This window comes from Terrabacter sp. FW104-15G4B (assembly GCF_058790095.1).
The window spans coordinates 1-18,958 of record NZ_JBYTCI010000034.1 but is presented as its reverse complement, the minus strand read 5'-3'; the positions used below and the strand labels follow the sequence as shown (position 1 = coordinate 18,958).

Here is an 18,958-nt window from a genome sequence, read left to right as displayed (position 1 = left end):
TGCGATACTCCTGCCATGACAGACGCCGCGTCCTCGTCGGTCGACGTCGTCGTCGCGACGTTCAACCGCCCGGAGAACGTGCGGATCTGCCTCGAGCACCTCGCTTGCCAGTCGCTGACCCCCCACGCGATCGTCGTCGTCGACTCGTCGCCGCACCGGCTGACGGTCGACGTCGTGGCGGACTTCCCGGGCGTGCGCTACCTCCGCAACGATGCCGGGCGCGGATCCACGGCCACCTCGCGGGCCATCGGGGTGGCCGAGACCAGCTCCGAGATCATCGCGTTCGTCGACGACGACGCCTACGCCGCGCCCGACTGGCTCGAGAACCTCGTCGCCCGCTACGCCGACCCAGCCGTCGGCGCGGTCGGCGGTCGCGCGAGCAACGGTCGCCCCGGTGAGGAGCACGAGGGGCTCGAGGCGGTCGGCCTCCTGCTTGCCGACGGCACACTGACCGGCAACTTCGCCGCCGACACCGGTCGCGACCTCGACGTCGACCACGTGCTCGGCGCCAACATGTCGATCCGCCGGTCCGCGCTGGAGCAGATCGGCGGCATCGTCGACCTCTATCCCGGGACCTGCCTGCGCGAGGAGAGCGACATGATGCTGCGCCTGGGACGCGCCGGGCACCGCATCGTGTACACGCCGAAGGCCCTCGTCGAGCACGTCGCCGGCACCTACGCCCGAGGCCGGCGCTTCGACGTGCGCTACACCTTCTACGGCCACCGCAACCACGTCGTGCTGCTGTCGCACACGTTCGGCATGGGCGCCCCGATCCTCCGCCGCTACTACGGGACCGCCTTCCGTCAGGTGGCCGGTGCGGTCACCGACGGCGCCAAGGCCGTGGTCGACGGCAACCGCGCGGCGCGCCAGCGGGTCCGCGCCGTCGGCGGTCGGGCCCTCCACGTCTCGGCCACGCTCGGTGGCCTCGCCGTGGGGACCGCTGCAGCGGTGCGTACCAACCTCGGCAACCGGCGCCCCGGCTGAGGTGTCGTCCACGGATCCGGGGCAGCCCGACCAGAAAGCCCCCGACGACCCCGTGGGGATGAGCGCCCGCCACCTGCAGCAGCGGGCGGTCCGGGGCGTCGCCTGGACCGTCGTCAACACCTTCGTCGGCATCCCCGTCGCCTTCGCCGTCAACCTCGTCATCGCGCGTGTCCTCGGGGCGGCCGACTACGGCCGGCTCGCGCTGCTGACGGCCTTGATGGAGTTCGTCGGCGCCCTGCTGACCGGTGGCGTGGCGACCGCCGTCATCCAGTTCGGGTCCAAGGCGCATGCGGCCGGCCGCACCGCGGACGTGGCGCGCCTGCTTTCCCAGTGGCAGGGCTTCCGACTGCTCGTCGCCATGCCGGTGCTGGCCGCCGTCGTGCTCCTCGTCGCGGACGTCCCACCACAGGCGATGGTGCTCGCCCTGGTCTTCGGCGTCGTGATCCCGTCGGCTCTCGACGGCGCCGCTGCCTGCCTCGGCATCGAGAACAAGACGGAGGACGGCGCCAAGATCGCGCTGCTGACTACCCTCGTCACGCAGGTCGTCGTCGTGACCGTGGCCGTGCTCGTGAGGACGCCGGACGCGGTCTGGGCCAGCCGCCTGATCGTCTCGGGCGCCGCGGTGGGCCTGTGCCTCCTGCGCATCTCGCCGGCCTACCGCGTCGCCGTGCTGCGACCCGTGCTGCCGCGCGGACTCCCTCGGGGATTCTGGGCGTTCGCCGTGCCGATGGGCCTGGCGGGCGTCGTCAGCGGACTCGTCTCCTCGCGCAGCGAGGTCTTCGTCATGAACTGGCTCGCGCAGCCCGCGGAGCTGGGGATCTACGCGCTCGCGTTCGGCCTCGCCGTGCACGCCTTCGCCCCGGCCCAGGCCCTCGTCGGCCCCCTGATCCCGGCCATCTCCGGACTGCGGGAGGTGGACGAGGCAGCCGTCAAGCCTGCCTTCCGCCGGGTGACCCGCTCCAGCTCGACCGTCGTGGGCCTCATCCTCGCGACGGGCGTGGCCCCACTGGCCCTGCTCGTCCCCGTGCTCTACGGGGCCGAGTTCGCTGCGGCGTCGCCCGTGGTCCTGGCGCTCGGGATCTCGGCAGGCCTGACCACGGTCGGGGGCCCCGTCTTCGCCTTCGTCTCGGCACGGCTCTCCGGCAAGGCGATCCTCGCCGCGAACCTCGTGGCACTCGCCGTCGACCTCGGGCTCGCCGTCCTCCTCATCCCGTCCCTCGGCGCCTGGGGCGCGGTCATCGCCAACGCCGGTGGAGCGGCCACGACGCTCGGCATCCTGGCCGGCCGCGAGCTGCGAGCGCTCCGGCTCCCGGTCCGAGCCGCCCTGCGCGACGGACTGCCCGCCGTCATCGGATCTGTCTGTACCGTGGCCGCTTTCGTTGTCGGCTCGCAGCTGGCCGGGCCGGTCCTGCTCCGCGCCGTGGCGGTGAGCCTTGCCGGCGGGCTCGTCTGCGTCGCGGCGATGCGGCTGCTTCGTGCCGGGCTCAGCGCAGAGGACCGTGTTGCCGTTGGCCGCGCGATCCCAACCCGGGTCGGCCGCGTCGCCGACCGGGTGCTGGGGTGGGTCTCCATGCCGGAACGCGCAGGGGCGCGAGGGGTCGATGCCGGTGAGCGCTGAGGCTCACGGGGCAGGATGCAGCGCTCGGTCGTAGAGCTCGCCGTAGGCCTGGGCGACGGCCGACCACGAGTAGCGGCGCACCGTCGAGTGCCCGGCCGCGACCAGATCGTCCGCGAGGCAACGGTCGCGCAGGAGGGACTCGATCGCGTGCGCGAGGGCGGCGGTGTTGACCGGATCGACGAGGAGGCCGTCGACGCGGTCGGAGACGAACGTTGCGGGGCCGCCGAGCGTCGTTGCCACCAGTGGCGCCCCGGCCCTCCAAGCCTCGAGGGCGACGATGCCGAAGGCCTCCTTGCGGCTGGGCACGACCACGACGTCGGCGCGGACCATCCACGCGTGCACGCCCGCCTCGTCGAGGGGGCCGATGAGCCGCAGCCGGTCGCCCAGCCCGAGCCGCTCCCCGAGGGACGCGAGTGCCTCGCGCTGTGAGCCGTCGCCGGCGAGGACCAGAGTCGTTTCAAGCCCATGGTCGATGCGGGCGGCCGCCTCGACGAGCAGGTCGAATCCCTTTGCCGTCTCGAGGCGCCCGACGCCGAGCACGACGGCACGGCCGTCGAGGTCGAGGTCGCCGGGCAGCACGCCCGACGACGGAGCCGTCGTCGGGACAGGGCCGACGCCGTTGGGCACGACCTCTCCGCCGACGAGGCCGAACCGGCTGCGCAGGTCGTCGAGCACCGGCTCGGAGCATCCGGTCGTCGCGACCGCGGCCGCGATCGTGTGGCGCAGCCCGGCCCGGATCAGCGCCGACGTGCCGAAGGCGTCGTGGTCGTCCGCCGTCGTCTCGCCGTGGCTCGACAGCACGAGAGGGGTGCCGGTCCGCCGGGCCAGCGCGGCGGCATACACCCCGTTGGGCCCGAAGCACTGGACGTGGAGGACGTCCGGGCGGAAGGTGCCGTAGGCAGACCTCCACGTGCCCCAGGCGCCCGGCGCTGCGACGGCGAAGCTCGCCGCCGCGCGACCCGACCGGGCCGGCAGGGGAGTCGGCAGGTGGCGTACGACGGTGCCGTCGAGCTCGGTGACGCCCAGGTGCTCGCCGCGGTCGACGGTCCACACCTCGACCTCCGTGCCGCCCGCGCGCAGCTCCCGCGCGACGTGGCGAACGTGGGACTCCACGCCACCGAGGTAGGGGTGGAACGACGAGGCGACGAGCGCGACCCGGCGACCCACGGCGGCTCCTCTCGTCGAGCACGCGTGGCCGATCCCCCTGGCGTGCCGTCTCACCCTACGATGCGAAGGCAGAGCCCGTCCGACCTCCAGCGACCGCGACAGTCAGGATCCCGCGTGCCCCGGCTCACGATCGCCACCACCGCCACGGCGGTGCCCATGGGAGCGCAGGCCTACCAGCGGCACATCGCCGCACGCGCCGGCGCTGCGCTCGGCGCGCTGTCAGCGTCCGACGAGCCGTGGGAGGTGCGGCAGACCGTGTCGCGGTCGCTGCGGTCTCCGCTGCCCGGGACGATCCGCCTGCCGATGGGGTGGCTCCGGGGGACGTCGCCGCGCACCCGGGCGGCCGTCGGCCGGCTGGCGTATGCGCGAGGCGGGCTCGTGCACCGGATGGACCTCGAGCTGCCTCCGGCACCACACGAGGTCGTCACGCTCCACGACGTCGTCGCGTGGCGCTGGGCCGACGAGTCCGCGCCCGTCCCGGCCGCCGCATCGGAGCTGCGCCGGGCGGCAGCGGTGATCTGCGTGTCCGAGTTCACGGCCTCCGAGGCTGTTGACCTGCTCGGGCTCGAGGACCCCGTCGTCGTCCCCAACGGCGTCGAGGACCGCTACGTCGGAGCGGTGCCGCTCGGTGCCGAGGCGCTCGCGGGACTGGGCATCGACGGGCCGTTCGTCCTCACCGCCGGTGGGGCGTCGGAGCGCAAGAACCTCGCCGCCCTCGCGGAGGCGTGGCCGCGGGTGCGCGCCGCCCGGCCCGGGACCACGCTGGTGCTCGCCGGCCCACCACACCCGCGCCGCACCGAGCTCTTCGGCTCGCTGCCCGGCGTGCGCCTCGTCGGGCGCCTCCCCGACGACGTGCTGCCCGGGTTGTATGCCGCCGCGTCCGTCGTCGTCGTCCCGTCCCTCGTCGAGGGATTCGGGCTGCCGGCCCTCGAGGGCATGGCGGCCGGTGTGCCCGTCGTGGCGTCGAACCGGTCGTCCCTGCCCGAGGTCGTCGGTGACGCGGGCCTGCTCGTGGAGCCGACCGGTTCGGCGCTCGCCGAGGGCGTGCTCGGCGTGCTCGCGGGGGGCAGCGACGTCGAGGCGATGGCCTGTCGCGGGCGGGAGCGGGCGCGAGGGTTCACCTGGGAGGCGAGCGCTGCGGGGCACGCGCGAGTCTGGCGCGCGGTCTCCGACTGACTCAGTCCCGGCCGCCGGGTGGGCGAGCAGTCCTGCCGCGGGGACCGACCCGCGCGGCGAGGTTCGCAGAGTTGCCTCCCAGGACTGCGAACGCTGCTGCGCTCACGGCCAGGACCAGCATCACGCTTCCGAGCACGTCTCGCGGCTGGTGGGCGTGCCCCGTGACGTTCCCGAGGCAGACGACGAGGGACGCAGCAGCCAGGGCGACGAGACCGCGGCGGGTGACGGGGCGCGGCCACAGGACGGCGACACCCACGAGAAGGGCCAGGCCCGCCACTGCATGATGGGAGGGAAAGCCGCCCACGTCGATCCCCAGGGCGTGCCGGCCCGGGACCTTGAGGGCCAGCGCCGTCGCGGCGGCCGGCACGAAGAGCCCGGCCACCGCACGTCGCCACCCCCGGCGGACGACGGCGAGCAGGGCCAGCAGGACCACGACCGGAGCGAGCACGACGATGACCAGCGGACGGGCGAGATGGTCCATCGCGGAGCCCACCACTTCGGGCGGACTGGTGAGCAGCCACTCCCGGACGGCACGGTCGATCCGCACCCCGGCCGCAGTGCGGCTCGACGCCAGCGCGACGAGCACGAAACAGCAGGTGCCGGCTACTGCCACGAGGGCCCAGCGCAGGCGATTTCGGTGCGACACGTGCACCTCCTGCAGGGCTGTTATGGTGCGAACGACCAGTCCATCTGCAGTGTATGGGGGTTCGCGAGATGGCAACCCTGGAGGCGACAGAGGAGCCCTCGGAGACCGCATCCGTGCCCCTCGACGTCCGGATCGGGTTCGCCCACGCCTGCATCCAGTGGATCGCCGACCGCTGCGGAGCCCACCTGCTCCACGTCAAGGGAGCCGCGCTCGACCGCACGCTCGTGCCCGGCCGCGGCTTCTCCGACGCGGACGTGCTAGCGCGTCCGGAGCATGTGCGGATCCTGCTGGACGAGCTGCGCCGCCACGGCTGGGAGCTCATCAACTCCTTCGCCTACGGGTCCTCCTTCGAACACGCGGCAACCCTGCGCCACAAGGACTTCGGCCTTCTCGACCTGCACCGGACCTACCCCGGGACCGGACCGACCCCCGAGCGCGCCTTCGACACCCTCTGGGCCGCGCGCACCACGACCGTCCTCGGCGGCGTGGAGTGCGCCGTGCCGCCGCGCGACGCCCAGGCGGCCTTGCTGATGCTCCACGCCGCCCGCGGTGGAGGCGACCCCAAGGCTGCGAACGACGTCAGGTGGGTGTGGACCGAGGCGGATGCGGAGCAGCGCGACCGGATCCTGCACTGGGTGCAGCGGCTCGACGCCGGCCTCGCCTTCTCGGTGATCACCGGCACGCTCGACGACCATCGCGGCGACCCGGCATACGACCTCTGGAGAGTGGCCTCGCGCGGCGGGACCCGGCTGGACGAGTGGCGGGCCCGCGTGCGGGCCGCCCGGGGGGTGCGCGCCAAGGTCACGATCGCGGCCCGCTCGGTCCTCGTGAACGTCGAGCACCTGACGATCGTGCGGGGGCGACCGGTGACCCGGCGCGAGGTCGTCGCAGAGTTCGTGGGACGGCCCGTGCGCGGGCTGCGCGAACAGGTCAGCCGTCGCCCACGCTTCGCACTCGGATCGTCCAGGAACAGGCATGAGGGCACAGCGGACTCGCGGGCGGACACCCGGTGACCGCAGCCTTCCGACCCGGCCGGGACACCGGCGTGACCGTCAGTCACGACGGCCTATCCGTGTACGTCGCGCGGCTGCCCGGCGGGCCGCTGGTCGTCCTCGAGGGCGTCGCGTCGCTCATCTGGACACAGGCCACGACCGGACCGGCCGACGGGTGGGTGGCGCGGGTCGCCGAGTCCGTCGGGCACCCCGAGGAGGTCATCGCGCCCGATGTCGCCGCCTTCGTGGCCGACCTGTGCGGTCGCGACCTGCTCGAGCCGCTGGTGGCACCGACGCCCTCGCAGGAAGGCTCGAGAACCGACCCGCCTACGACTGACCGCCGGTGAGGCTGGGTGCGTGGGGGAGCGGCGCCTCGGCTGGGCGCTTGGCCCGCGCGCGCCGCTGACGGGCGCTCAGCTTGGGCTCGGCGTCGCGGTTGTAGCCGCTGTAGCCGTAGTAGCCGTAGCGGTGCGCGGCCGACGAGCCGACCGACACCATGTTGAGGGCGAAACCGGCGACGGGGACATCGACCGTCTCGAGAGACTGGACGGCGCTGGCCAGGTCGCGCTTCTTCGTGCGCTCGGCCCCGACGACCATGATGAGGCCGTGGGTCAGCCGGTTGATCAGCACGGCGTCGATGACGGGCACGACAGGAGGGCTGTCGACGAGGATGAAGTCGTAGTCGTGCGACAGCTTGCCGAAGAGCGTCTCCATCGGCTCGGAGCCGAGCAGCTCGCTCGGGTTGGGCGGCACGGGGCCGGCGGGCAGCACGTGCAGGGTCGTCCCGCGCCAGCGCTGGATGACGTCGTCCGTCTCGGCCTGGCCGAGCAGCAGCGTCGTCAGGCCGAAGGACCCGTCGAGGCCCATCGTGCGGGCGACCGAGGGGTTGCGCAGGTCGCCGTCGATGAGCAGCACCTTCGAGCCGGCGTCGGCCATCGCGAGCGCCAGGTTGACCGTCGTGGTCGTCTTGCCCTCACCGGGCATCGACGAGGTGATGACGAAGGAGTGGCCGCCCGTCGTCACGTCGACGAAGAGGATGTTGGTGCGCAGGCGCCGGATCGACTCGGCGTGCCGGCCGTGCGGGTCGCTGTCGAGGGAGAGCAGGCCGTCCTTCGTCGACTTCACGAGCGGGATGTCACCGAGGATGGGCCGTTTGGACAGCGCCTTGATGTCCTCCTCGGTGCGCACCTTCGTGTCAAGGGTGTGGCGCAGCAGCGCGAGTCCGATCCCGAGCGCAAGACCGAGCAGGCCGCCGATCGCGAGGTTGCGCCTGGCATTCGGTGACATGGGCTCTCCCGCCACAGCGGCGGGGACGATGGTGTCGGCCTCGACGGCCTGGCCGTTGGAGGCCAGCAGCGGCGAGAACTTCTTGGCGACGTCGGCAAGGACCGGACCGGCCTCGGTCGCGACTCGCGCGACGAGCTCGGGATCCTCACCGGTCGCGGTGATCGTCATCATGTTGGACGTCGGCGACACCTCGCCACTGACCGACAGCGGGTAGCCCGCCGGGAGACCGAGCCTGGTCCGCAGCGGGTCCATGACCGACGGCGAGGTCAGCACGTCGAGGTAAGTGCCGAGGTCACTGGCCGAAACGGCATACGTGGCAGGCTGATTGGTGGTGCTCGTGCTCGCCGGCTGCGTGGCCCGGAGGTAGATCTTCGAGCTCGACGTGTAGACCGCAGGGGTCAGCATCGTCTGCACCGCCGTTGCGGCCACGACCGCGAGAAGACTGACGACGACGATCCGCCACCGTGCCCCCAGAACGCCGAGGAACTCCCGGAACGTCACCTTGCCCCCCCGGCCCAACTCGACTGTAAGTGCGAGCATCGTCCCATATCATCCAAAGGGTTGTGCCGAGTCCGAGACATCCACGGAGCGGCACGGGGAGAGGGGTGGGGATGCTCATGTGGGCACTACGGGTGTCCCACAGCGCCGTCGTCGACGCATGGCGCGAGCGCGAGCGTGCCCTGCGCCGCCGGGGCCACCGCGTCGACGTCGTGTCGGCGGCCGCCTGGCCGGAGGGCGGGCGTGCCGTCCCGCTCGTCGCCCGTGCCGACGAGCCGGTGGTCGCCGCCCACACCCTCGGCTCCCACCCTGCTCTCTTCCTCTACGACCCGCGCCCGCTGTGGCGCGCGCTCGGCCGTCCGGTCGACGTCATCGACATCCACGAGGAGCCCTTCGCCCTCGCGACCGCCGAGACCCTGCTCCTGCGCTGGCTCCGCCGGCAGCGCGCTCCCTACCTGCTCTACAGCGCGCAGAATCTCGACAAGCGCTACCCACCCCCGTTCCGCTGGCTCGAGCGCGCCGCCCTGCGTCACGCGAGCGGCGTCAACGTGTGCAACGCCGCTGCCGGCCGCATCGCCGAGCGCAAGGGGTTCCCGGGTCGGGCTCGCACCATCGACCTCGGCACCGACCTCACCACCTACACACCGCGGCCGTATGCCGGCACGCCACCGGAGGTGCCCGTCGTCGGGTTCGCGGGTCGCCTCGAGGCCGCGAAGGGGGCCGACGTCCTGCTCCGCGCGGCGGCCCAGGAGCCCGCGCTGCGCATACGGCTGGCCGGCGACGGTCCGCAGCGCCGCGAGCTCGAGCAGCTCGCCGGGTCGCTCGGGATCGCCGACCGCATCGAGTTCCTCGGCGCCCTGGCGCCCGAAGGCCTTCCAGACTTCTACCGCTCGGTCGACGTGCTCGCCGTCCCGTCCGTCACGACGCCGTCGTGGGTCGAGCAGTTCGGCCGGGTCGCCGTCGAGGCCATGGCGTGCGGGACGCCGGTCGTCGTCAGCGACAGCGGAGCCCTGCCCGAGGTGGTCGGTGACGCGGCCGTCGTGGTGCCCGAGCGTGACGCGGTCGCGCTGGCCAAGGCCCTCGCCGAGGTGGTGCAGGACCCGGATGTCGCTGGTCGGCTCCGCGCGGCCGGAATCGCCCGCGCGGCAACGACATCGTGGGACCGCATCGCGCACGAGCACGAGGCGATGTACCGCGCTGCCACCAAGCAGTGGGGTCCGGCGGAGTCTCCGGATGACCGCCCCCTCGAGGTGGTGGTGGTCGCCTACGGGCAGCCCGGGCTGCTTGCGGAGGCGCTCGCGCCGCTCGGCGGGCTGTCCGTGACAGTCGTGGACAACTCCTCGTCGTCGGCCGTGCGGATGGTGGCGGAGGCGGCGGGCGCACGGTACGTCGACCTCGGGCGCAACGGCGGCTTCGGGGCCGGGGTCAACGAGGCGCTGCGCCGGATCGACCCGCGCGCAGACGTGCTGCTCGTCAACCCTGATGCCGTCGTCCGGCCGGACGCCGTCGAGACCCTCCGGACGGCACTGCTCGCCGAGCCGGACCTCGCGAGCGTCGGGCCGGCGCAGGTCGACGGCGCCGGAAGTCCGTCGCGCGTCGAGTGGCCCTTCCCGTCGCCCCTGGCGACGTGGGTCGAGGCCCTCGGGCTCGGACCGCTGCGGCGCAACCGCTACGTCATCGGGTCCGTCCTCCTGCTGCGCCGCGAGGCCCTCGACCACGTCGGTCCGTTCGACGAGCGGTTCTTCCTCTACGCCGAGGAGACCGACTGGGCTCAACGGGCACGCCTTCTCGGCTGGCGGCACGCGCTCGTCCCCGCCGCGCACGCCACCCATCTCGGCGCCGCGACGAGCGCCGACGCGGCGAGGCGCGAGGGCCACTTCCACGCGGCCCAGGAGGTTTTCCTTCGCAAGCACTACGGCGCCCTCGGCTGGCAGGTGGGTCGAGCCGGGCAGGTCGCCGGCTCCGCCCTGCGCGGAGCCGTGCTGCGAGACGAGCGGAGGCGGGCCGCGCGCAGCCGCCTGCGCCTCTACCTCGCAGGTCCCGCCAGGTCCGAGAGGCGGCCCGAGGACTCTCGACGCCCCGCGGCCGAGGGGGCGGCGCTCCGATGACAACGGCCTTTCTCCGACGCCCGGCCACGGCTGGGCGCTTGGACCTGCTCGCCCGCACCGCCCTCCTGCTCGGCGGCATCGTGCTCGTCGCCGCTGTCGGCCGCCTCGCCGTCACGCTGCCCGAGGCCGCCATGGCCATCTCGCTGGCGGTGCTCGCCATGGGCGTCACGGCCGTCCAGCCCGGGCTCGTCCCACTGGCCGTCCTGCCGGTCCTGCTCGTGGTCCTGCGAGTTGGCGGCGGTGGGATCGACCTGTCGCTGTCGGACTTCGCGCTCGCCGCCGCGGCGGTGCCGGCACTCCTGCTCGCCCGGCGACCGTTCTCACCCGGACTGCGTGCCGTGCTCTGGGCCTCGGCGCTCTACCAGTTCGCGATCCTCATCACGGTCGTCAACAACCCCTACCCGGCCAACGCCGTCGAGTGGGCGCACGCCTGGATGATGGTTTCCGGATCCCTTGTCGTCGGCTGGGCCGTCGGGGCCAATGGTCACGGTCGCACCGGCATACGCCTGCTTCTCGCCACCATGGCCCTGCTGGCCGTCGCCACGGTCGTCGAGGGCGGCGTGCACTTCGCCTCCGGTGACTTCTCGCCCGTCTACCCGAGCTTCCCGTACGTCATGCACAAGAACTTCGCGGGGACGGTGTGCGCCACCGGCGCGGTCATGATCTACGCCCGGCCCGCCTGGGTGGGCCTGAGCCGCCGATGGTCGCTCGTGCTCGGTTCCCTGCTGGTCGCGGCCGTCCTCTTCACCCAGTCACGGCAGGCGCTCATCGGCCTCGTGGCGGCCGTGGTGATCCTGGTGCTGCGGTCCGACACCGACCGGAAGCGCTCCAAGATCGTGCTGCTCCTCGTCGCACCCCTCGTCGTCTTCGTGACCAACCTCGTGCAGGACCAGGTGCAGTCCGGCAACCAGTTCAACTCGGTGTTCCAGCGGCTCACCTGGTTCCAGGACTCCATGACCGTCTGGAGCTCGGACCCGTGGTTCGGCGTCGGGCTGCGGTGGTGGTACACCGACCGGTTCCCGTTCCAGTTCCAGCCGCCCAACGCGGAGATCGAGGTGCTCACCTCCGCCGGCGTCGTCGGCCTCGCAGCCTTCCTGGTGCTCATGATCGTCTCCTTGCGCGTCGCCTGGAAGCTCGATCCCGCTTACGGCTCGCTCGCCGTCGCGGTCCTGGTCTCCCGTCTGGTCCAGGGCCAGTTCGATTTGTTCTGGTCCGCGGTCCAGGGCTCGTTGCCCTTCGTCGTCCTCGGGATCTGCTTAGGCGTCAGCCGGCACGCCGCAGGGGCGGGCGAGGCCACGTCGGCTGGACCCGCCGTGACAGCACGCGTGACCGCGGGGACCGCATGACGACGATCGTCCAGATCACGCCCGAGATCGGCCCCGGCACTGGCGTGGGCGCGGTGGCCCACCACCTGGAGCAGGAGTGGCGCCGGCTCGGCGTCGACGTACGGCGGTTCACCCTGGCGGAGGCGGGCGGCGCCTGGCTGCCGCAGACCCGCGGGGGACTGACCGGCCGGCTGGCCCTGGTGGCCCGCGTCGTCTGGTTCTCGACCGTCGGCACCCGCCGCGCCCGTCGTCACCTCAGCCGTCACCCCGAGCAGCTGTCCGTGTGCCACAACGACGTGATGGCCGGCGACATCTACGTCAACCACGGCCTCGTCGAGGTGGCGATGCGCGCCCGCGGCCACCACTGGCTGCGGATGGTGCGAAACCCGCTGCACCTGTTCACCACGACGCGTGACCGGGTGCGCTACTCGCGCGCCGGCACCCACCGGCTCGTCGTCAACCTCGTCACCGAGGAGGAGCGGCTGCTGCGCAAGACCTACCCCCACCTCGCCATCCCGACCGTCGTCATCGGCAACGGCGTCGACGTGGAGCGGTTCCGCCCGCCGACCCCGGCCGAGCGCGAGGCGGCTCGGCGAGGGCTCGCACTGCGCCCGGAGACGCGAATGGTGCTCTTCATCGGTAACGAGTTCGGCCGCAAGGGCCTGCCGCTGCTCGTGGACGCCGTGAAGGCACTGGGACCGGACGTGCGGCTCGTCGTCGTCGGGGGCACCCGCGACCTGATCGCCGCCGAGTCAGGCCGTTCGTCGTCGACGCTGCTGGGGGACCGCCTGCAGTTCGCCGGCGCCCACGCCGATCCCCGGCCGTGGCTCCATGCGGCGGACGTGCTCGCGATGCCAAGCTCCTACGAGTCCTACGGCCTCGTGGTGCTGGAGGCGCTGGCCTGCGGCGTACCGGTCGTGGCCACGGCCACCGGGTGCGTGCCCGACGTCGTCGTCGACGGCGTGAACGGCGCCGTCGTCGAGGCGTCAGTGGACTCGCTCGCCGCCGGCCTGGCCAGGGGCCTCGAGCTCGATGCCGAGGCGGCGCGCCGGGCGGCCCGAGAGAGCGCCGTGCAGCACTCGTGGGCCGCGGTGGCCCGTCGCTACCTCGACGTCCTCACCCGCTTGGACGAGGACCGGTCACCGGCCGGCATCGGGGTCGGGGGGTCGCGGTGAGGATCGTGCACGCCGTCCGTTCCGACGCCTTCGCGGGTGTCGAGAGCCACGTCGCCCGGCTGGCACGCGCACAGGTGCTCGCCGGAGACGACGTGATCGTGATCGGGGGACACCCCGACCGGATGACCGTGGTCGCCGGCGCTGGGGTGTGCACCCTGCCGTCGACGACGGTGGGCCACGTGTTCACTGCAGTGCGGCGCTGGGCGCCTGGCGCCGACGTGGTCCACGCTCACATGACGGCGGCCGAGATCGCCTGCGCGACAGCCACTCTCGGCTTAGACACCGCGCTCGTCGCCACTCGCCACTTCGCCCGTGGTCGTGGGAGCAACCCCATCTCTGCCACCGCAGCCGCCGCGGCAAGCCGGCGCGTCGATGCGCAGATCTCGATCAGCCACTACGTCGCCGGCACCATCGCCGGCTCGAGCGTCGTCATCCACCCGGGGGTCGACCCGACGGGCACGACGAGCCCTGCCGCGCAGCGCGACCGGGTCGTCCTCGTGGCCCAGCGACTCGAGCCGGAGAAGGACACCGAACTCGCGATGCGTGCCTTTGCGGAGTCCGGCGTCGCAGCCCGTGGCTGGCGCCTCGACATCGCGGGCGACGGAGCCGAGCGGGGGCGGCTGACGGCACTGGCCCGGGAGCTCGGGATCGCCCGGTCGACCCGCTTCCTCGGGCACCGCACCGACGTGCCGCAGCTCATGGAGCGGGCGGCGGTTCTCCTGGCACCGTGCTGTGTCGAAGGGCTGGGGCTCACCGTCCTCGAGGCCATGGCGGCCGCGCTGCCGGTCGTCGCCGTCGGTGCGGGCGGACACCTCGAGACGGTCGGCGCCGTGCCGGGCGCCATGCTGCACCCGCCGGGAGACGCCGCGGCCGCCGGCAGGCTGCTGTGCGAGCTCGTCGCCGACCCACGGCGCCGGGACGCGTATGCCGTTGCGCTGCAAGGGGTGCAACGCGAGCTCTTCACTCCTGCACACCAGGCCAGGGAAACCGCTGCGGTCTACCGAGGGGTGGTCTGAGGTGGATCTCGTGGTGACCTCGCTCGAGGCCTGGGATGGTGTGTGGCGGCGCAACCAGCACCTCGTCGCGGGCCTGCTGCGCCGCGACCCCGGCCTCCGGGTCCTGTTCGTGGAGCCCTCGACGGACCCGTTGCATTCGGTGCTGGGGGCGGGGCAGCCCCGGCTCGGCCGCGGGCTCCGTGTTGCAACGGACCTCGCGGGCGTGCGCCCGGAGTCCCTGTGGCTGCTGGAGCCCACCAAGTGGATGCCCAGGCGCGTCGACCGCCGCCTCGACGAGCGCTGGGCCCGCCAGGTCCTGCGAGCCGCCCGGTCGCTCGGCATGACCGACCCCGTCCTGTGGGTCAACGACCCGACCGGCGCGCTGCTCGTCGAGGCGACCCACTGGCGCTCGCTCTACGACATCACCGACGACTGGACCGTGGCCGAGCGCTCGCCGGTGGAGATCGAGCGACTGGTGGCCCAGGAGCAGGTCCTGCTGACGCGCTGCGACGAGGTCGTCGTCTGCTCGGCCGCCCTCGCAACGAGCAAGGGCAGTGCCCGCGGCGTGACCGTGGTGCACAACGGCGTCGACACCGCTGCCTACGCAGTGGTCCACGACCGGCCCACCGACCTGCCCACCGGCCCGGTGGTCGTCTACGTCGGGACCCTGCACGCCGACCGGCTCGACCTGGAGCTCTGTGCGGCCACGGGCGAGGCTCTCAGAGGCTGCGGCACGCTCGTCCTCGTCGGCCCGGACGCCATGCTGCCCGAGCAGCGCTCGCGGCTGGTGGACGCCGGCGTCGTCCTGCTCGGCGCCCGACCGAGCGACGACGTGCCGGCATACCTCCAGCACGCCGACGTCCTCGTCGTCCCGCACGTCGTCACGGCCTTCACCGACAGCCTCGACCCGATCAAGCTCTACGAGTACCAAGCCGCGGGCCGTCCGGTCGTGGCGACGCCCGTCGCCGGCTTCCGTGAGGTCGACGACGAGCGCGTCACCGTGGCGGCAGCGGACGCCTTCGTGGGCGCCGTCCTGAAGGCGCTGGGTCCCGACAGGGCCACCGCCCTGCCGGCGCCGGATCCCGGGCGGGTCGCCGAGGACGACTGGGCTCGACGGGTCGAGGACATGGTCGAGGTGCTCGAGCGCCTGCGACGGCGAGAGGAGGGAGCATGACCCGCAGCATGGCCACCTCCGCGGTGGGGACCCGCCTGCACGTGCGTGCGCTCGGGGCGACGGTCACTGTCGAGGTGGCCGACCAACGGCTCGCTCCCCTGGTCGAGAGCGCGTGGTCGATGGCCCGTGTGCATGCCGACCCGTCCGGGCCCGTGGTCCAGGCACCGTCGCTCGAGCCGGAGGCTGGCCCCGACGCGGTGGCCCAGGCGCTGCAGAGTCTCACGCAGTCAGTCACGCACGCCGCGATCTCGGCGCGGGCCGGGCAGCTCATGATGTTCCATGCGGGCGGCCTGTGCGACCCGAGCACCGGCGCCACCATCGCCATGGTCGCCCCCGGGGGCACCGGCAAGACGACGGTGGTCCGCACGCTAGGTCCCGGGCGGGGCTACGTCTCCGACGAGACGATCGGGGTGGCAGCGGACGGCTCCATCGAGCCGTACTGCAAGCCCCTGTCGCTCCGCCGGCCCGACACCGGCCAGCCCAAGGACGAGATCGCGCCGGAGTCCCTCGGCCTGAGTGCGCCCACCGTGCAGCCGTGGCTCGCGGGTCTGGTCCTGCTGCGCCGCGACCTCGCGGCCGGCGAGCCGGTGGACGTCGAGGACGTGAGCACCCTGGATGCGCTGGTGCTGCTCGCCCCCGAGACGTCCTCGCTCGCGCTCTTCGACCGTCCCCTGCAGCGGCTGGCCGGCCTCGTGGAGGGCGTCGGCGGCCTCCGACGCGTCCACTACCGGGACGCATCCGACCTCGAGCCGGTGGTGCGCGAGGTGCTGGGACGGCCACGATGAGCGACCTTCCCGTCCCCGTCACCTCCGGCGCCGTCCTGACGAGGGGCTCCGTCCTCGACGTGTTCACCACCGAGGACGGCACGGTCGTCCTGGTCGCGGGCCCGCCGCTGCACCACGTCGTACGCCTGTCGGACCTCGGCTCCGAGATCTTCGACGCGGTCGGTGACGGCTGCACCGTCGAGCAGCTGGAGGAGCAGCTGCGCGAGCGGCTCGGCGAGCCGCCGGAGGGGCTCGGCTCGCTCACCGACCTGGTGGCCGACGCCGTGCGGGAGCTCCATACGTCCCGAGTTGTATCCCTTGTGGCAGAGGATAATTCAGACCTTTAGCGCAAATTTCCGCAAGACTGCGGCGCATGCCCCCAAGCCCTGCCGTTTCGGGCATCCGGGCCCACGACAAACGCTATGTTGACGAGGCATTGGGGGTTTTCAGTCATCGAGTGGGGGATCATTCATGTCAAACAACCAGGGCGCCGACGCGGCGCCTCCGAGCCGTCGCTCGGTCGTCAAGGGGGCGGCCTGGGCCGTGCCGGCGGTCGTCGTGGCAGGGGCCGCGCCCACGGTGGCGGCCTCGGCCGTGTGCCTCACGGCGAGCTTCGGCGCCACCAGCTGCAAGCAGCCCGGCAACTCCAACAACTACGGCTACCGCCTCAACATCTGCTTCACCAACAGCTGCACCACCAGCGTCACCATCACCGTGACCCAGGTCGCGTCCAACACCGGCAACGCCGTCGTCCAGCCCGTCAACCAGACGATCACGGTTGCGGCTGGTGCCACCGTCTGCCTGCCGCAGCCGGTGCTCTACTGCAGCAGCAACAGCGCCAACTTCATCAACGTCTCATACACCGTCCAGGGGAAGGCCGGTACGCAGGTCGCCCAGGTCCCGTCGCCGGTCCAGGAGTGCGCGTCGAACGACCTGTTCTGCAAGTAACAAGTAACCAGACAGTCTCGCGGTGGGGGTGCGATCGCGCAGGTGCTCCGGCACCTGCGCGATCGTCCGTGCCCGCCGAGGTGGGCGCGCCTCGCCGTTCGGGACTGCCTACCGCGGCGCCAGCCGGAGGTGGGCCCCTTCCAGCTCGCTGCGGACCTCACCGACGAAGTCGCGCACGGCAGGCCCCCCGAGGACGGGACCCCCGGCGAGCAGGCCGTCTGCGCCGAGCAGGAGTGCTGACGGGGAGCCACCTATCCCGAAGGTGTCCCACACGAGCCGCGCGGGGTCGTGCACCGACATCGGCTCGGAGGTGTCGGCGAGCGCGGACTCCTGCGGCTCGACCGCCACGACGACCCGCACGTCCAGCTCCGGCAGCTCGGTGCGCCAGGCGGGGACGGCGGCGATGATCTCGACACACGAGCCGCACCCCTCCGACACGTAGATCAGCAGCTGAGCGCGAGTCGCGCTGAGGCGACGAAGGTCCGTGACGGAGCCGTCCCCGAGGGCCACGGGCACCGCGGGGGTCCGGGTGCGCAGGTAGTCGCTCTCGTCCTGGGCGTACTCCGTCGCGTCCACGTGTTGCGCAGCGGTCGACGTGGCCCCGGTGACGAGCCACGTGGTCACCGCTGCCGCGACTGCCGCGGCCAGCCACCACCACGCCAACCGCCCGTCCGCCACGCGCGCCGCCACCGAGGAACCCGGCAGGGAGACCCCGAGGGCAATCGCCGACAGGGCCACCAGCCAGGCGTTGCGCAGCACCGTGCGCCCGGTGATCCGCCCCGGCGCGAAGGCGCCGAAGCACGCGCAGTCCACGTCCTCGTCGAACCCGAGCGCCCGCACCACGAGCCCGAGGTATGCCGTGAAGAGCAGGAGAGCGGCGACCGTCATGACCGTGCCCAACGGGCCACCGACGAGGAGGAGTGCCACGGCGATCACCAGCTCGACCCAGGGAAGGGCCTGCACCACAAAGGTTCGCGACAACAGAGTCGGCACGCGCAGGTCGCGGAAGGCCTCGGTGGACCGGCTCGGCGACCGCAGCTTGCCGACGGCGCTGACGATCAGCACGACCGCGAGGAGCACGGGGGCGAGGGCGAGGGCGTCGGTGGGCACGTCGCATTCTAGGCAGCCGACGGCCTACCACCGGGGTTGATTGCGCGATGCCGGGGGCCACCGCCTCGACGGTGCCACCGGTCCTGCACAATCGGGCGCATGCGCGTCGTCACGGCCAACGTCAACGGCATCCGAGCGGCAGCACGACGGGGGATGCTGCCGTGGCTGCAGCAGGCCGCCCCCGACGTGCTCTGCCTGCAGGAGGTGCGAGCCAACGACGTGGAGCTCGCCAAGGTGCTCGCCGAGGCGGGCCTGGCGCACTGGTCGGTCGCGCACACGGAGGGCAGGAGCAAGGGACGCGCAGGCGTCGCCGTCGTCACGCGTGACCCCCACACGACGGTGCGGATCGGGATCGACGGCGCCTTCGCCGACGAGGGCCGCTGGGTCGAGGCCGACCTCGAGACGGCAGCGGGCCCGCTCACGGTCGCCTCGGCATACGTCCACACCGGCGAGGCCGGCACCGAGCGCCAGGACGTCAAGATGGCCTTCCTCGAGGCGATGACGCGGCGGATGCGCCGAGCAACCGACGGCGACCAGCTCGTCCTCGTCACCGGCGACCTCAACGTCGCCCACCGCGAGGCCGACCTCAAGAACTGGAAGGGCAACCTGACGAAGGCGGGCTTCCTGCCCGAGGAGCGCGCGGTCCTCGACGGCTGGTTCGCCGGCGGGGACTGGGTCGACGTCCAGCGCCGGCACGCCGGTGACGTCACCGGGCCCTACTCGTGGTGGTCCTGGCGCGGCAAGGCCTTCGACAACGACGCGGGCTGGCGCATCGACTACCAGCTGGCGACTCGGCGCCTGGCGGCCACCGTCACGGACGCCTTCGTGGGCCGGGCGCCCACCTATGCCGAGCGCTGGAGCGACCACGCGCCGGTCGTCGTCGACTACGCCCTCGGGACCGCCTGACCTGTCACCCCGTCACCCCGCGACCCGTCCCCGCCGGCCGGTTTGGGTGCGGTGCACGCCGATGGGCCAGAATGCACCCATGTCC

The 18,958-nt window shown here is 72.8% G+C and carries 18 protein-coding genes; 14 read left to right on the top strand and 4 right to left on the bottom strand.

The window, feature by feature from the left end:
• The first annotated feature begins 15 nt into the window (after positions 1-15).
• Together AC3WRT_RS18385 and AC3WRT_RS18380 are read left to right on the top strand one after the other, a co-directional pair.
• Positions 16-984: a glycosyltransferase family 2 protein gene (locus AC3WRT_RS18385; RefSeq protein WP_492724482.1), complete on the top strand. Its 969-nt coding sequence runs from the start codon at positions 16-18 to the stop codon at positions 982-984.
• A gap of 58 nt (positions 985-1,042) precedes the next feature.
• Positions 1,043-2,602 (top strand): lipopolysaccharide biosynthesis protein, encoded by a 1,560-nt coding sequence (locus AC3WRT_RS18380; RefSeq protein WP_492724480.1) that lies wholly within the window; start codon positions 1,043-1,045, stop codon positions 2,600-2,602.
• 3 nt (positions 2,603-2,605) lie between these two features.
• On the opposite strand, the gene AC3WRT_RS18375 is transcribed toward AC3WRT_RS18380, so the two are convergent.
• The gene (locus tag AC3WRT_RS18375; RefSeq protein WP_492724478.1) at positions 2,606-3,769 is read right to left on the bottom strand and encodes a glycosyltransferase family 4 protein; all 1,164 of its coding nucleotides are present in this window, start codon (positions 3,767-3,769) and stop codon (positions 2,606-2,608) included.
• Positions 3,770-3,883: 114 nt separating this feature from the next.
• On the opposite strand from AC3WRT_RS18375, the gene AC3WRT_RS18370 reads away from it, so the two are divergent.
• The gene (locus tag AC3WRT_RS18370; protein ID WP_492724476.1) at positions 3,884-4,945 is read left to right on the top strand and encodes a glycosyltransferase family 4 protein; all 1,062 of its coding nucleotides are present in this window, start codon (positions 3,884-3,886) and stop codon (positions 4,943-4,945) included.
• Position 4,946: 1 nt separating this feature from the next.
• On the opposite strand, the gene AC3WRT_RS18365 is transcribed toward AC3WRT_RS18370, so the two are convergent.
• Positions 4,947-5,591: a phosphatase PAP2 family protein gene (locus tag AC3WRT_RS18365; RefSeq protein WP_492724475.1), complete on the bottom strand. Its 645-nt coding sequence runs from the start codon at positions 5,589-5,591 to the stop codon at positions 4,947-4,949.
• Positions 5,592-5,659: 68 nt separating this feature from the next.
• Between AC3WRT_RS18365 and AC3WRT_RS18360 the strand changes: the two genes are divergently transcribed.
• Together AC3WRT_RS18360 and AC3WRT_RS18355 are read left to right on the top strand one after the other, a co-directional pair.
• The gene (locus AC3WRT_RS18360) at positions 5,660-6,604 is read left to right on the top strand and encodes a nucleotidyltransferase family protein (protein ID WP_492724473.1); all 945 of its coding nucleotides are present in this window, start codon (positions 5,660-5,662) and stop codon (positions 6,602-6,604) included.
• Positions 6,601-6,930 carry a PqqD family protein gene (locus AC3WRT_RS18355; protein WP_492724471.1) on the top strand — a complete coding sequence of 110 codons (330 nt, stop codon included), beginning with the start codon at positions 6,601-6,603 and terminating at the stop codon, positions 6,928-6,930. Before AC3WRT_RS18360 ends, AC3WRT_RS18355 begins: the two co-directional genes overlap by 4 nt.
• On the opposite strand, the gene AC3WRT_RS18350 is transcribed toward AC3WRT_RS18355, so the two are convergent.
• Complete coding sequence (locus AC3WRT_RS18350; protein WP_492724470.1) at positions 6,911-8,410, bottom strand: tyrosine-protein kinase domain-containing protein; 1,500 nt, start codon at positions 8,408-8,410, stop codon at positions 6,911-6,913. The genes AC3WRT_RS18355 and AC3WRT_RS18350 overlap by 20 nt on opposite strands.
• A 71-nt stretch (positions 8,411-8,481) precedes the next feature.
• Here AC3WRT_RS18350 and AC3WRT_RS18345 point away from each other — a divergent pair, with 71 nt between their 5' ends.
• The 8 genes from AC3WRT_RS18345 to AC3WRT_RS18310 all read left to right on the top strand — a co-directional run bounded on the left by AC3WRT_RS18345 (position 8,482) and on the right by AC3WRT_RS18310 (position 16,857).
• Positions 8,482-10,476: a glycosyltransferase gene (locus AC3WRT_RS18345; protein ID WP_492724469.1), complete on the top strand. Its 1,995-nt coding sequence runs from the start codon at positions 8,482-8,484 to the stop codon at positions 10,474-10,476.
• Positions 10,473-11,822, top strand: a complete 1,350-nt coding sequence (locus tag AC3WRT_RS18340) for an O-antigen ligase family protein (RefSeq protein WP_492724467.1) — start codon at positions 10,473-10,475, stop codon at positions 11,820-11,822. The genes AC3WRT_RS18345 and AC3WRT_RS18340 overlap by 4 nt, the downstream gene beginning before the upstream one ends.
• Positions 11,819-12,976, top strand: coding sequence for a glycosyltransferase family 4 protein (locus AC3WRT_RS18335; RefSeq protein WP_492724465.1), 1,158 nt, complete (start codon positions 11,819-11,821; stop codon positions 12,974-12,976). Before AC3WRT_RS18340 ends, AC3WRT_RS18335 begins: the two co-directional genes overlap by 4 nt.
• Positions 12,973-13,992 (top strand): glycosyltransferase family 4 protein, encoded by a 1,020-nt coding sequence (locus AC3WRT_RS18330; protein ID WP_492724464.1) that lies wholly within the window; start codon positions 12,973-12,975, stop codon positions 13,990-13,992. Before AC3WRT_RS18335 ends, AC3WRT_RS18330 begins: the two co-directional genes overlap by 4 nt.
• 10 nt (positions 13,993-14,002) lie before the next feature.
• Positions 14,003-15,145, top strand: a complete 1,143-nt coding sequence (locus tag AC3WRT_RS18325) for a glycosyltransferase (RefSeq protein ID WP_492724463.1) — start codon at positions 14,003-14,005, stop codon at positions 15,143-15,145.
• Positions 15,142-15,930 (top strand): hypothetical protein, encoded by a 789-nt coding sequence (locus AC3WRT_RS18320; protein ID WP_492724461.1) that lies wholly within the window; start codon positions 15,142-15,144, stop codon positions 15,928-15,930. The genes AC3WRT_RS18325 and AC3WRT_RS18320 overlap by 4 nt, the downstream gene beginning before the upstream one ends.
• Positions 15,927-16,256 carry a hypothetical protein gene (locus AC3WRT_RS18315; protein WP_492724459.1) on the top strand — a complete coding sequence of 110 codons (330 nt, stop codon included), beginning with the start codon at positions 15,927-15,929 and terminating at the stop codon, positions 16,254-16,256. The genes AC3WRT_RS18320 and AC3WRT_RS18315 overlap by 4 nt, the downstream gene beginning before the upstream one ends.
• Before the next feature lie 124 nt (positions 16,257-16,380).
• Positions 16,381-16,857, top strand: coding sequence for a hypothetical protein (locus tag AC3WRT_RS18310; protein WP_492724458.1), 477 nt, complete (start codon positions 16,381-16,383; stop codon positions 16,855-16,857).
• 108 nt (positions 16,858-16,965) lie between these two features.
• On the opposite strand, the gene AC3WRT_RS18305 is transcribed toward AC3WRT_RS18310, so the two are convergent.
• The gene (locus tag AC3WRT_RS18305) at positions 16,966-17,967 is read right to left on the bottom strand and encodes a MauE/DoxX family redox-associated membrane protein (protein ID WP_492724456.1); all 1,002 of its coding nucleotides are present in this window, start codon (positions 17,965-17,967) and stop codon (positions 16,966-16,968) included.
• Between the two features lie 99 nt (positions 17,968-18,066).
• On the opposite strand from AC3WRT_RS18305, the gene AC3WRT_RS18300 reads away from it, so the two are divergent.
• Entirely contained in the window at positions 18,067-18,873 is an 807-nt protein-coding gene (locus AC3WRT_RS18300; RefSeq protein ID WP_492724454.1) for an exodeoxyribonuclease III, read from the top strand.
• Positions 18,874-18,958: the final 85 nt, after the last annotated feature.

Excerpts from the sequence above, each read along its gene's own strand:
- AC3WRT_RS18310 (WP_492724458.1), top strand. The coding sequence starts at position 16,381 with ATGTCAAACAACCAGGGCGCCGACGCGGCGCCTCCGAGCCGTCGCTCG.
- AC3WRT_RS18300 (WP_492724454.1), top strand. The coding sequence starts at position 18,067 with ATGCGCGTCGTCACGGCCAACGTCAACGGCATCCGAGCGGCAGCACGA.
- AC3WRT_RS18315 (WP_492724459.1), top strand. The coding sequence starts at position 15,927 with ATGAGCGACCTTCCCGTCCCCGTCACCTCCGGCGCCGTCCTGACGAGG.
- AC3WRT_RS18385 (WP_492724482.1), top strand. The coding sequence starts at position 16 with ATGACAGACGCCGCGTCCTCGTCGGTCGACGTCGTCGTCGCGACGTTC.
- AC3WRT_RS18345 (WP_492724469.1), top strand. The coding sequence starts at position 8,482 with ATGCTCATGTGGGCACTACGGGTGTCCCACAGCGCCGTCGTCGACGCA.
- AC3WRT_RS18360 (WP_492724473.1), top strand. The coding sequence starts at position 5,660 with ATGGCAACCCTGGAGGCGACAGAGGAGCCCTCGGAGACCGCATCCGTG.
- AC3WRT_RS18350 (WP_492724470.1), bottom strand. The coding sequence starts at position 8,410 with ATGCTCGCACTTACAGTCGAGTTGGGCCGGGGGGGCAAGGTGACGTTC.
- AC3WRT_RS18320 (WP_492724461.1), top strand. The coding sequence starts at position 15,142 with ATGACCCGCAGCATGGCCACCTCCGCGGTGGGGACCCGCCTGCACGTG.
- AC3WRT_RS18340 (WP_492724467.1), top strand. The coding sequence starts at position 10,473 with ATGACAACGGCCTTTCTCCGACGCCCGGCCACGGCTGGGCGCTTGGAC.
- AC3WRT_RS18335 (WP_492724465.1), top strand. The coding sequence starts at position 11,819 with ATGACGACGATCGTCCAGATCACGCCCGAGATCGGCCCCGGCACTGGC.
- AC3WRT_RS18380 (WP_492724480.1), top strand. The coding sequence starts at position 1,043 with ATGAGCGCCCGCCACCTGCAGCAGCGGGCGGTCCGGGGCGTCGCCTGG.